The organism is Paenalicyclobacillus macrosporangiidus (genome assembly GCF_900116805.1).
Taxonomy (GTDB): domain Bacteria; phylum Bacillota; class Bacilli; order Alicyclobacillales; family Alicyclobacillaceae; genus Alicyclobacillus_H; species Alicyclobacillus_H macrosporangiidus.
This window is the reverse complement of the sequence record NZ_FPBV01000012.1, coordinates 1-12,368: the sequence shown is the minus strand read 5'-3', so window position 1 is coordinate 12,368 and position 12,368 is coordinate 1. Positions and strand designations below refer to the sequence as shown.

Below are 12,368 nucleotides of genomic sequence, written 5' to 3'. Positions count from 1 at the left end.
GAGGCGGAACCCGACGTATCTTTGCCGCATGCCTTGTCTCCCCTTCTTTAATTCCCCTCCTTTGATTCCCCTCCCTTGCTACCCGTGCAGCGCGCCTTCCCACCTCGGTCCCGGACGATGCGGGCCAATCGGTACCTGAACCAGCGCGGTTTGACCGCGCGCAGGCAGATCATACAGGTCATCGCACAAGGGTGCCTCGAATCCGAGCAGCGGGTGCCCGTTCCACCCCATCGCGGCCGCCACCAGCAGGAGGCGGTGGAGCATGATGCCGGCTTGCATTTGTTGAATGCGGTAGCCGCGAAGACCGAGGGAGGTCACCAGATGATCGCGGCGCCCGACGACGTGCACGCACACCGGCACCTGGAACAGATTCAGGTTCGGCATGGAGAGAGCCCGCTGAAGGACGGGACGGTGATCTCCCGGCCGGATCCCTTGGAGGACATGGGCCTGCGCGTCGTATCGATACGCGCCGTCCGGAACACCATCCACCCCGTAGGTGCACACGTACAACTCCAACGAGTCGGGGTGCCCAGGTCCCCCGTCGAACTCCCTCCAGTCCCCGGCGGGTGCCGCGCCCTCCGCGAGGAGTGACGCCAAGGACAGAACGGGCACCGCTTGCAGGACGAAGTCCGCGCCCGGGGAACGCCGCCGTTTGCAGGCGGCGGCGAAGTCGAACGACAGTCGCTCGGCGGCCGGCAGCCGCACGGCAGGTTCTGGCGGAGGGACGCGCGTGCTCCGGGTGAGGCGGCGAAACATGCGGGTGGACGTCAACTGGCTGGCCCGGTTTATCGCCACGATCCTCGGGCAGGCCAACACCCGCGAGGAACCCACGTGGTGGTCGTGCCGGACCGGGTCCACCTCGTCCAACAAGTCCGCGTCGGACACGTCCTCTCCCGGCTCGTCGTCCGGGTTCCTCACCCAGCGCGCCACCGGGTGCACCGACAACGGTACCACCGCGTACACGCTCTCGTCCGCATCCGACAAACCGAGCAGGTGGTTGACGGCGCGGTCGAGAAATTGAAAGCAAACGCCCGCGGTGTACCCGAATCGCCGCGCGACCTCCAGCACTTGTCCCACGGCCACGCCGCTGTCCACGGCCTGCAACCGGTAGGCAAAGTCCGCGTACTTGAAGAAACCATTCCAAAACACGGTGGACACAAATACGGTGGCAAAACAGGCGCTCACGTCGATTCGGTCCGCCAGGGTCCGCCGCAGATAGGGGTCAAAACGCCCTTCGCGGAGCAGCACGAGACGATGGTGCGCCGCGTCATAGTGGTAGATCCCCCACGGCGCTTCCGGGAGGCGCAGGTACACGTACAGTTCGTTGGGATAGAGCGCTCCGCCGGAGGGCAAGAATCGCCGCTGGACATACGCCGGTCCGGTTCCGGACGCGGCGGCCTCCAGCGAAAGGCTGGTCTGCGACAAGCGATGAATGCCGTAGACATACCAGAGAAGGTGGCCGATGTGCGTGAGATCCGGCGTCGCCGGGACGACGGGTGGCGCTTCGAGGGTGAGCGGCACGCTCGCCGGCAACGGTACCGTGGGAAGGCCGCGGTACAACTTGTAGGGCAAGGGTGCATCCGACCAATCCGGAATCCAGTCCGGCGGCCGCACCTTGTCGACGTCAAAGTGCAGGTCGTGCAAAAATGCTTCCAGGTTCACGCCTCTCCCTCCATGTATAGACGTCAGGGGAACGGATGCGGATACGGATTGAGCTCCGCGGCCTTGAGCGGACGCGGGGCATAGCCGAGATCGCACGGAACGTGGAACACGCGAGGCAGCCCCTCGAGCCGTGTCAGGTGGTGGCCAAACGTCATGGGCAGCATCCCCGGAATGAGCACCTTGACGCAAAAGAGACCGTTTCGCCGCAACTCGGGCGAGGTCTGATCGACGACAATCACCTCGAGTCCCAGCCGGCCGAACACCGCTAGCAGGTCCTCGAGATCACGCGTCAAATCGGTGTGCTGTGCGCGCGGCGGAAAGGCCTCGCGGAACGTCTGCAGCGGACGGTCTCCGGCCAACAGGAAGGCAAGCCGTTCCTCCGCCTGCGGCAAACTGTAAAGCAGTGCGTGGTCTTCCATGTCGCGCACCGCAGCGGGATCCCGGAGCATCCGCAACGCGTCGCCGCGCCGTGCCTCCAGGCGCTCGCCGAGGGTGCCGATGGTTCCGGCCAGCTCGTGAATGGCGCTCTTGACGGCCCGAGCGGGATCGACATGGGCCCCGGCAGCGCAGGTGAGGTTGGCCCCTTCGCGGCGCCTGTTTTTCGCAATGGCCCACACGCTCGGGATGCCGCTGTCCATCGTGGCGTTGAAACACAGCAGGTCATAACCGGTCAACGCCTCGAAACGGTGGACCATCATGCGCAGCTCCGGGTCGGGCGCCGAATGGAGATCGAGCCGCGGCAGCGGAAGCTGCGCATACCACGTCAACAAGAAGGCGTCGCGCTCCACCACCTCGAGGATGCCGTGAAAGACGGCTTCCACCAGACTGGCCCCGACCGCGCAGCCGTTCGAGGTCTCGTAGACGAACCCGTCGCCACCTGCGAGGCTGTAGTACGCCAGCCGCTCGGGCACCAAAATGGGACGCTGTTGCAGAAACGAGTAGCCCCAGACCCACGACATGGCGCGATCCGGATCAAAAGGCCGAAAAGGAAAATCGTCCCGTGCGTACTGCTCTGGCGCATGGAGGCCGACGCGGACAGGATGGAGCGCGTGATGGGCGAGATGGCGGTAACGCTCGAACACCACCGGACGCGCGGCGCGGGGCAATAACCCGCAATGGCGCTCCAGTCCCTCCAGAATTGCCGTATACAGACTCTCCGGAAAGGTGAGGGCTCTGCCCGCGGTGCCCTCATCCGCATTCGGAAGCGGCAGGTTCACGGCAACCGCAGCAAACGGGGACGACAAGTCGTCCATCCGCCCGTTCAGAAGCCCGGTTCGGCCGTCCAGGTAGTCCTTCACGAGACCGGGGCCGAGTTCGGCCAGCGGGCGCGTACGGTAGCCGCCGCCGACCTTGGGCGCTGGCGCCAGGGACACCGGCTTCGGCACGTCGGCCGGCACGCCCCCGCACGTGGGACAAAGCGGGTCTGGCAACACCACATGACGGGTGCTCCGCAGGGTCCGCAGATTCACCAAGTACAAGGCGTCCTGCAACCTGGACGACGTGCCGCCCATCAGCCGCTCTGCCTCGTCCGCGCACAGATGAGCCAGATACCGAAGGCCCGTTCGAGACGCCCACGCGTCGCGCCGGGGTCCCTCCTCCGCCATGCGTTGCTGTTCGAGCCGCCACATCTCCTGACGATCCGGTCCCGCCATGAATCGCCGCGTGTCTGCACACCGCGAACAGCCGGGCAGACCCGGGCGGACCAGGGGCCCGACCACTGCCTCGCCAAACGCGATGTACCCCCGAATCCAGGGGATGCCCGCCTCGCGAAACACCTGTTCTGCTTCCCGGTCGCGGCCGGGATGCCAAGCGTCGTCCAGCACCAGAGCCAGATGAAGCGGCGTGGGCACCGTCGCGGGTACGTCCACCGACCGCAGGACCTCGTGCTTGGGCGAAAGCAAACCGGCGACCTGGCCCGCCCAGAGGCCGCTTCCAACGACAAGAACGGGACCGGTCATGGCGACGTCTCCTTTCGCAGGGTCACGGTGAACACCCCCGCCAGACCTTCTTTCACCCACGGTTCCGGCGAAACATCGACGACGTCGGCCCGGATGCCGATATCCTGCAGCCTCCGCAGCGCCGCGTGCACATCGTTGACGGGTGTCCCGCTTGGTAACGCGGGGATCGACAAGGATTGCACCATCCCTTCGGCAAGCCGGACGGACTGCGTCTCACAACCGTGTCCGCTCGCGTGCGTCTCCCCGTCCTGCAGAGACAGCAGCGCGTGGGTCAGTGCGGCTCGACAGGCCAGGGTCACGTTCAGACCGGCGCCGGCAAACCAACGCTCACCAGACCGGACCCAAACGACCGGACACCCGAGCACGGGGGCACCGAGCCCGATCTCCGGCTCGCCCCCCAGCACCGTCAGCGCCTCCAGGTAGCAGCGACAATGCAGATCGCCTATGTCGGTCCGTACCACACGCCACACCCACGGCGATGCGTCTTGCACGCGTTGACGCAACGCTTCCTCAAGACACCGGACCAGGGCGCGGCTCACCCCCTCCGCCAGAGTTTCCCCTGCTCCGACGCCCGTATGGAGATGCCGACCGCCATCGGCAGGTTCACCGGATGGTCGGAGGGACAGGGAAACACCCGGTTCTTCCATGAGCCGGGAGACGTACGTTTCCACCCCAACCAATCCGGCTTCACGTCTTGCCTCCTCGTGGGTGAGGCCCGCACACACCGTCTCGGGCAGCAGCCGCGCGGGCCCGGGAGACAGGGGATCCACCACCTGAACACGGCACTGCGCAACAGGCAGCTGGACGAGGTCCCCCTCCTCCCAGAGGTGAAAGATCCCCGCGACCGGTGACGTCAACCGCGCGAAAAAGGGAAACAAATCTGGGGGGTCGGCCGGTTCGTCGACAGCTCCCCACTCCCCCTCCAAATCGGTGACGGGCACCGGCGGCGTCGTTCCCGCGACGAGCGGATGTGGCAAGAACGAGTGCCAGTTCCCCTCAAGGGTCTCAAAGTTGAGGAGGAAAAAGCGCGCCTCCTCCTCCGCAGAACGGTCTCCGGCGACCCACTTCAACCACTCGAGGACCAGCACGTTCGCCATCATCGCTCCGGCGGTGGAGGAAAATGCGTGTACGTGCGCATCCTTCGTGATCGCAGTCGGATGGATCCGACGCCACGCGGACGCCCAGGAGGCGGGGCAACCGGGGCCCGTGAACGGACCCACGAGTCCAACCTGTCCCGCGCAGATGGCGGGCAGAAAGCGCTTCCCTTCATCACGGCACGTTGCCTCGAATGTCATCAGTTCCTCGAGCCGCCCTGTCTGCGACACGTACAGGACGGCATCGAAGGCCCTCACGGCCGCACGAAGGACTTCCCGCCCCATGCCCGGCATGCCCACCTCCCGTAAGGACACGTCCGGGTCCGACCGTTGCGCATGGCGTACGAGTTCAGTGAGCCGGCCTCGATCGGTCGGCACCTCGTCTGTCACCAGGACGTGAATACGCGGCAGCCCGGATTCGAGCAGGGCCGACACGGACGAAAGGAGGAGGTGTCCTGCGCCCACAACGAGGACGCGAGCCTTCCGGTACAACTCAAAGTGATGAGCCCCGGCGCCGAACAGATAATCCAAGAACTCCATCTGCGGCGCATACGACGTGAAGATCTCCGCACGCAACGAATGCGGCGGATCCGAAGCCTCATCCCGCAAATAGCCGTTGTCGTACAGGATTTGAGCGATCTCGTAAACCCGCTTCCGATGGGCTTCGTCCAGCCCGTCAGTCAACTCGCCCAACGTGTGCGCCCCGTCGAACACCGGCATGAGGTGATTGATCCACGCCTCAATGTTCCTGCCTTCCATGCGGAACGATCCTTCATTGTTCCGAAAATACACACCGCCGTCGTCATCCGGCACGAAGAAGGTGTCCCCTTTCACCTTCAGACGCATCGAGGGATGCAACTTCACGGCGTCCTGCCTCCTCCGTCTGACTGTTCTTGCCTTTTCGCGAACCTCACCGGCATTCTATGTACGATGACGAAAAGATGCGTGCATCAAGCAAAGCTCCTGTACGACAGGTGCGTTGTACAGGAGCAGTCAAGCGGAGTGAGGAAGTGATGCATGTCCAGACGATCACGAGTCAGAAGCAGCGGGCGCACCGGAAACAATTAGAACACCGGAAACAATTGAAGCACTGGAAGCAGTTGAAACAACGGAAGCAAGAAAAACACTGGCCGCAGCGGAAGCACCCGCCGCAGAAAAACTGCGCCGGAACGGTGTCGTGCGGCCCCGGATCGTCGGACGGCACGACCTTGCTGGTCTTGAACTCGTCGACATCCAGTTTGTGAATGGCCTTCTTGAAGTCGTCCACGGACTCCCCTCCCCTCCTGAAACGTCCAACCTGACGAACAACACCGACAGGCGATCGCTGCCGTACTGCGGATTCTGCAGCGATACTGCAGGTGTATGAACCAAGCGCGTCCGGGGGAAAGGCTCGATCCACGTATCAACGGCCCATTTCTCCACACATGGGTGGACGGTACCGGGATCGCATACGGTGGTTCATCTTATACCATCGCACGAGGCGGGAAGTGACAATATCAACAGCAGGGTGACGAGTTCATCGAACCGCGATGCTCCCTCATCCACCCATGCCCAACGGGTCAGCTTCCGTTTGTTGGTGCTGGCGGGTTGATTGTAGCACGTTTTCCGTTTTACGATGCAGCACGCCATGCTCGAATCATGAAAAGAATCATAACCATCGGAACAAGAATCACAACGAAGAAAAGAACGACGAGCCACCAACGGTCGAGGTAAGCTTGCTGTCCAAGCGATACCCTTATCAGGCTCCATTGAATCAGACCAAGAAGCAGCGTGATTCCGTCTGAAAGGAATAGAACCGCTGTCTTGCCGATCCTGTAAAGTCTCCGAGCGTTTTCTTCGTTGACGGTGACGGGGTAATTGAATATGTGTGGAAACCTGCTCAAGACATACAATGCAATGAAGAATACAGCCTGCACGATGGGAACCGCAATCAGGTTCCACTTCCCTCCGAAGGAATCTGGCTGGCCCGAAGGTCCGAAGTGGGAAGGCACCTTGTCAGGAATGTGGGACCAGGACAGACCTGTAAAGATCACTTCTAACACAAGAAACAGCAAACCCGTTGCAACCAGCAGGATGTCCAACCAAGTGGAGGTGAGCTTGACTTTCGGACGAGACGGACGTCGTGCGACCATCCTGGATCCTCCTCACGGTTTCGTAACTCTAAATCACACCGACCCCCAAGTTGACTGCATTGGGATCGTATTCGTCATCTTGCCGTCCCATCTGCGACATATAGGACTTCATTTCTGAGGCTGCTACACTCGTTGCCCCGATAAGAATATTTTTGACCTTCGAGTGATACGAGTTCGCCTTTACCGAGACAGCCACGATGTAGACGACAAGGCACAGAACGATGGCGCCCATCCATGTCAAAGTTTTCTTGTTTTCTATGGCCATCCTTCCATGTTTCCCCCACATTTTCAAGTCGTGTCCGGTGTTCTAACGGCTCAGTATCAAATTACAGAAGACGACGACATTTTAAAAGGATTATTTCAGCAAGATGGGGTTCGAAATCCTTGGACCTGAGGGACTGCCAGTGTATCGATGGACCGAACGACGGATGCTGCTTCCAGATGACGTCTTCCTGCCGTTTGGTGGGAAGTTGAACAAAGAAAGGTGGCGGGTAAAACTCTCCCAGATGATCCCATGGGGGAACGTCGAAGAACACTACGTCGAGCGCCTGAAGTCTTGGACGAAGGGACAACAAGCGTCCTCTGCCCGTGTAGCACTGGGTGCACTCATCATGATGGTTTCACGGGATTACCCCTTCTCATTATCGAGGGCCAATATAATATCAAGAGCACCGGCCGTAGCCGATGCCCTCACATAACACAAGTTACTCACCGCAGCGAGTCAGTAGGCCCCGAATCCAGCTCCCGGAGCATAAGCACCACCGGCACCATAAGCACCAGCGCCATAAGCACCGCCACCCGCACAACCACAGCCTGTGTATCCTGGTACCGACCCAGGTACCAACAGGAAGAACAACACAAAGATGATCAGGAACACCACTGCCCATCGGGTGAAACCACCAAACACTCCTCCATCCACGGACTACACCCCCTCCGGACCGGATGACTCATTTTACGATGATATATCGCTTCTTGAGGCGGCAACTGTCCCATATAGTACAGGGCACCGGCCATAGCCGAGTAAGCGTCAAACTGGATACACCTTGAACATCATCGACCCGCTCGCCGACCATCTGGATTCAGAAAGCCCCACCGCGATCATCGCGGCGGGGCTGATTAGTATGGCGTCACTTCCGCCTTCGCACGCGGGAATGGAGCATCTCAATATACTTGCCCCAGAGTCAACCCAGACAGAAGGGATGGGTTAAGATGAAGTAGAGGTGTTTATGATGCCGGGACGTAAGTGGACTGTGGACGAGAAGATGAACATCGTGCTCGAGGGCATGATGCCCGGTGCGAACATCAGCGAGGTATGTCGGCGGCATGGCGTGGCCCAGAGTCTGTATTACAGGTGGCGTGAAGCGTTCCTGGCTGGTGGACGCGCTGGGCTTCAGTCCGTACCCTCTACCTAAAGGCTGTGGATATGGCACTGAACTATCGCTTCCCGAATGGCGTTCAAGGTGCCGGTTTGACATTGCGAACGGACAATGGCTGCCAGATGACAAGTCGACGGTTCATCCAAGCGATGAAGGCCTGCCAAATCAACCACGAGCGGACCGGGTACAACAACCCCGATGCTGACGCATACATCGAGTGATTCTTCCGGTCGCTGAAGGAGGAGGAGGTCTGGCTGCAGGAATACAGCAGCTTTGCCGAGACGAAAGCGGCGATTGAGTCGTACATTCGCTCTTACAACACGGATCGACCGCATTCCCCACCAGGTTATCGCTCGCCGTTGGAATTCAGAAACTGGAAAATGCAACACAACGCAGCGTGAGATGGTTTTTATCTGAATTGAATGACTCTCATCTCTCTCTTAAAGGCCATCCCATCTGTCTTATATGGGGTTCAATACGGGATCAAAAGCGACACCCCTCCTTCCGCATGAAGGAGGGGTGTAGGGCAGGGAATTCCCTTGCATTTGGACGACTAATACTACTAGCCGGTCTTGCGTCTCACACGAATGCGGAGAACAGCGGATTTATTACTCTACAATGGTTGCTACCACAACTTCACCGCGCCAAAGTGTCGAGCAAGCCAGATTTCACATGCTGTCTTGACATGGAGGACTCGACATAGCTGCGGATCAACTGCCAATCGGTAGGTTCTCGGCGAAATGTTTCAACAAACAGGTTTACTTCCTTCGTAGGTTTTCCATCCAATTCGAAAGTCACCCAAAAGACCGCGAGGACTTCGTTTTCACTCACCGGTGTTGCAAAAACCTCGTGAAAGTACCACTTTGGATTTCTCCCCGAGTATGACTCGAACGCTTGGTACCAACCGCTACACGCTTCATCATATCCCCAGTCGGAAACCTGGTTACCAGGATACGCCCATCGAACCTGCAATTCCGGAGAACAAAAAGCGCTCATTTGTTTCGCGTCACACTCGTTCCATGCCGTCCGATACCTGTTGAAGAATCTGCGGAAATCCGACAAAAGTTCCGACACTCCAATGCACCTCATCCAGAAATTTTTACGTTATTGAACCATTCATCAAACCTTCCCCATTTCCTTCTGCGAATACACTCCATGATGGACTTGATATCCTATGAATCATCTTGGGATCCTACCTCACGATGGACGCTCTTGCTCTTGGTGAATCGTAGGCGTGTCGCCCCCCCACCCGGGACATCCGCACACGATACGCACACATAGCATGTCAAAGGCCACCCGGGTGGCCCTGGAATCAGAAGTGGACACGCGAGTGATCTTAGTGGGATCATGAAGCCAAAAGTCGAGGTGTCCAAAATGGGAGAACATCGTCAGCGATTCAACGAGGAGTTCAAGCGTGAGACGATCAAGTACAGCACTGGAGTACACATCTCCAGATCGCTATGAGGCGGAATACGTCCGCCACCATGCAGTCTGATCAATAAGGTCACGCGCGTGTTCACTGTATTGACAGAGTACCACTCCGAACATATCCCACAACATTTCACACGAAGAAACCTCTCCTGGTTGACCATTCTGCCAAGAGAAGTTGGGTGTCGGAAATGGTATGCAGGTTAGGTGCCTGTCTGCACAGCTTTGTAATACACCCCGTTCCACGGCACCGCAATCGCTTGCGCAGGATCAACCCCTGGAATTTCGTACAACGGAGTACCAGTAGGCAAAACATTTGAAGTGACTCCACCGGGGCCTTGCGAGATCGTCCCCTTATGGTCAATACCAAATGTCACAACTTCATACTTTTTACCGACCTTCGAAACAACTTCATTGGTAATTTTGTACCACCGATTGTATTGCCCAGCCAAAACATCCTGAATGGTTCCTGGATGTCCCAGAGAATCCGTAACAGAAGTTGGGGGACCCTGACTGGCTGTCGCTGGTTCTGTATTGTTGGTCACATTCGCTCCTTGGGAACAACCCGTTACAATCATGGTAGCAATCGATAACACAAATAAGAGTCTCTTCATTGTACCTCACCTCTGATTTGTAAGACGATGGAATGAAACATTAGTTACCGTCCAAGTCCCTGCAATCCTCGTTGGAAGGATGATCTCGAATCGCATGCGATGATCGCTCCGCGTGGCGAGGGGGACTGCCTTCCTATTTGCCCTCTCGGCAACCCTTAAAGTGTTTTCCGCAACTCAAAAATGCAGAAAGACGCGGTGCTGTGATGAACCAAGTTATGCATATCTATTCAATATTGGATGCTTGCTTCTATCTTTAAAGCCCCCGTTAGTTCAAGGGGAATATACTAATCATGTAATCCCTTTCCATCAAGAATTTTCTGCATACATTTTTCGACCCTTGACTGTCGAGTTTTGGATTGTTTTGGTTCAGAAAAATAAAGAATGTATGCCCTTTGCCGTCCCGGCGTTAATGCTTCAAAAGCAGTTTTCAAAGCAGGGATTTCATCGAATTTATTTTGAAGTTCTTCAGGAATTATTAAGCCTGTATTCTTTTTAAACTTCACTTCCAAACCGGCCTTTTCAACTTCAATGGTTTCATAAATATAGGCTTTCAAAATAGCTTCCATTTCAACGATTTCTTGAACATTGGTGAACCGAATCTGACGCGCCGCCTGTACATTCTCTGTTTGTTGGACTAGAATCCCATGGGCATCCTGTAACAAGGCACCTTTGAAAAACAGAAGCGCACAATATTCTTTAAATCCATGCATTAAAACGATGTTTTTCTTCTCAAATGTGTAACAAGGATGCATCCACTTAAACTCCTCGGTCAGCTCGCAGTCAAGAACGATACTTCTCAACTTCTCATATTCTTTCTTCCATTTTTTAGCTTTCCTTAAAAACTCATCAACCTTAGGATTCATTCTACTATTTGTCATCCAGGAACACCCCCTCATCAATTTTTCGTTCAGCTGACAGTCGAGTAGACCTGGCTTGGAAGGTTACAGGGAGCTCATGTCGCTATTCTGCCCGTTACTGCAGTTCCCAAACGGCCCAAGCGTGGCCAAAGAGGCGAACCCGAACAAGCAGAAAATCCCTTGTGGCATGTTTGTGGCCGTTTTGTAGCTGGGCGCAGGACAAGGCCACCCGGGAAAATCCCGAGTGGCCTTGTTCTGCTTGGCGTCTCAGGAGGGATTCGAACCCCCGACCCACAGCTTAGAAGGCTGACCACGCCCCTATGGATAGTCAGTGAAGAGTGTTGGAAAGCCCGAAAGCCGTAGACTTTTTGGGCTTTCCCTTTGCAATAGCGAGAGTATTTTTTAGACCCGTATAGAGCGTTTTGTTCCCCGTCTGTTCCCAAGCGTGATTAACGGTGAGCGGATAGGAACCCGCCATGGATTTCGGCATTAAGGCTACGGGCCCACTGCCGCGATGCGATTTTCCATTTTGTTCTATATTCTAGTTCTACCATATCTAGCCATCCTTGGTGCGAACATATGTTTGGATATTCCGCCCCGAACATCATATACTTAGGTATGCAGAACACATGTTCGGGGTGAGATTATGCGCGTCACGGCCATTCTGCGCGAACTGTTGATCCTTGAAGTATTCGAGCACCACTTGAAGCGGCGGCGCCGCGAACTCACCCAGCAACTCGCCGCCGCAGGTGTGCACGTCGTGGAGCGCGTGGACGACGAACTAGACGTGACCATCCGCTACACCGAGCACGATTGGGAACGACAAGCCGTGTTCATGCGCCCAATGCTCAAAGCGGAGGCAATGGGTCGGCTGCGTAAGGCAAAGATGCGCCCATGATGGAATGGATCGTCGGGCACATCGACATGCAAAGCTTCTACGCCTCTGTCGAGATCGCTTCTGACCCTCGTTGGGCCGACGGGCGCCGATTGGAGGATGACAGTACCGATCCACCTCTCGCCGTGACAGGCGATCCCAAACGCCGGAGCGGGATTGTACTCGCCGCCTCTCCCTCCGCCAAACGCGCCGGCGTGAACAATGCAATGCGCTTGGGAGAGGCATTGCGGGTTTGCCCGCGGTTGATTACCGTCCACCCGCGCATGCAGTTGTATCTCGATGTTTCCGTTCGGATCCACGAAACCGTCCGCATGACGTTTCCGCGGTATGAGCCATTCAGCGTGGACGAGTG

General features: G+C 57.5%; 12 protein-coding genes. 4 read left to right on the top strand and 8 right to left on the bottom strand.

Annotated features, from left to right (window positions below):
* Positions 1-78: 78 nt before the first annotated feature.
* The 5 genes from BM357_RS10925 to BM357_RS10905 all read right to left on the bottom strand — a co-directional run bounded on the left by BM357_RS10925 (position 79) and on the right by BM357_RS10905 (position 6,846).
* Positions 79-1,662: a SagB family peptide dehydrogenase gene (locus tag BM357_RS10925; protein WP_074952969.1), complete on the bottom strand. Its 1,584-nt coding sequence runs from the start codon at positions 1,660-1,662 to the stop codon at positions 79-81.
* Between the two features lie 23 nt (positions 1,663-1,685).
* Complete coding sequence (locus tag BM357_RS10920; RefSeq protein WP_074952966.1) at positions 1,686-3,620, bottom strand: TOMM precursor leader peptide-binding protein; 1,935 nt, start codon at positions 3,618-3,620, stop codon at positions 1,686-1,688.
* Complete coding sequence (locus BM357_RS10915) at positions 3,617-5,578, bottom strand: putative thiazole-containing bacteriocin maturation protein (protein WP_245783953.1); 1,962 nt, start codon at positions 5,576-5,578, stop codon at positions 3,617-3,619. Before BM357_RS10915 ends, BM357_RS10920 begins: the two co-directional genes overlap by 4 nt.
* Positions 5,579-5,750: 172 nt before the next feature.
* A complete protein-coding gene (locus tag BM357_RS10910; protein ID WP_074952963.1) occupies positions 5,751-5,981 on the bottom strand; it encodes a heterocycloanthracin/sonorensin family bacteriocin in 231 nt (76 codons plus the stop codon).
* 343 nt (positions 5,982-6,324) lie between these two features.
* Positions 6,325-6,846 (bottom strand): DUF1648 domain-containing protein, encoded by a 522-nt coding sequence (locus tag BM357_RS10905; RefSeq protein WP_074952960.1) that lies wholly within the window; start codon positions 6,844-6,846, stop codon positions 6,325-6,327.
* Between the two features lie 1,229 nt (positions 6,847-8,075).
* Between BM357_RS10905 and BM357_RS10885 the strand changes: the two genes are divergently transcribed.
* Entirely contained in the window at positions 8,076-8,258 is a 183-nt protein-coding gene (locus BM357_RS10885) for a transposase (protein ID WP_175511510.1), read from the top strand.
* 197 nt (positions 8,259-8,455) lie between these two features.
* A complete protein-coding gene (locus tag BM357_RS20715) occupies positions 8,456-8,623 on the top strand; it encodes an IS3 family transposase (protein ID WP_139234686.1) in 168 nt (55 codons plus the stop codon).
* 235 nt (positions 8,624-8,858) lie between these two features.
* Here BM357_RS20715 and BM357_RS19350 read toward each other — a convergent pair whose 3' ends face one another.
* The 3 genes from BM357_RS19350 to BM357_RS10870 all read right to left on the bottom strand — a co-directional run bounded on the left by BM357_RS19350 (position 8,859) and on the right by BM357_RS10870 (position 11,142).
* Positions 8,859-9,296, bottom strand: coding sequence for a nuclear transport factor 2 family protein (locus tag BM357_RS19350; RefSeq protein ID WP_074952954.1), 438 nt, complete (start codon positions 9,294-9,296; stop codon positions 8,859-8,861).
* A gap of 557 nt (positions 9,297-9,853) precedes the next feature.
* Positions 9,854-10,264 carry a hypothetical protein gene (locus BM357_RS19345; protein ID WP_139234670.1) on the bottom strand — a complete coding sequence of 137 codons (411 nt, stop codon included), beginning with the start codon at positions 10,262-10,264 and terminating at the stop codon, positions 9,854-9,856.
* 284 nt (positions 10,265-10,548) lie between these two features.
* Positions 10,549-11,142 carry a YdeI/OmpD-associated family protein gene (locus tag BM357_RS10870; RefSeq protein ID WP_074952952.1) on the bottom strand — a complete coding sequence of 198 codons (594 nt, stop codon included), beginning with the start codon at positions 11,140-11,142 and terminating at the stop codon, positions 10,549-10,551.
* A 625-nt stretch (positions 11,143-11,767) separates the two neighbouring features.
* Between BM357_RS10870 and BM357_RS10860 the strand changes: the two genes are divergently transcribed.
* Together BM357_RS10860 and BM357_RS10855 are read left to right on the top strand one after the other, a co-directional pair.
* Positions 11,768-12,019: a YhjD family protein gene (locus BM357_RS10860; protein ID WP_083430419.1), complete on the top strand. Its 252-nt coding sequence runs from the start codon at positions 11,768-11,770 to the stop codon at positions 12,017-12,019.
* Positions 12,019-12,368: Y-family DNA polymerase (locus tag BM357_RS10855; RefSeq protein WP_483869893.1), on the top strand; the 350-nt coding region annotated here is incomplete at its 3' end. The genes BM357_RS10860 and BM357_RS10855, both read left to right, overlap by 1 nt.

Bases quoted from the DNA above. Each gene is read 5' to 3' on its own strand.
- BM357_RS10920 (WP_074952966.1), bottom strand. From the start codon at position 3,620: ATGACCGGTCCCGTTCTTGTCGTTGGAAGCGGCCTCTGGGCGGGCCAG.
- BM357_RS10905 (WP_074952960.1), bottom strand. From the start codon at position 6,846: ATGGTCGCACGACGTCCGTCTCGTCCGAAAGTCAAGCTCACCTCCACT.
- BM357_RS10885 (WP_175511510.1), top strand. From the start codon at position 8,076: ATGCCGGGACGTAAGTGGACTGTGGACGAGAAGATGAACATCGTGCTC.
- BM357_RS19345 (WP_139234670.1), bottom strand. From the start codon at position 10,264: ATGAAGAGACTCTTATTTGTGTTATCGATTGCTACCATGATTGTAACG.
- BM357_RS10870 (WP_074952952.1), bottom strand. From the start codon at position 11,142: ATGACAAATAGTAGAATGAATCCTAAGGTTGATGAGTTTTTAAGGAAA.
- BM357_RS10860 (WP_083430419.1), top strand. From the start codon at position 11,768: ATGCGCGTCACGGCCATTCTGCGCGAACTGTTGATCCTTGAAGTATTC.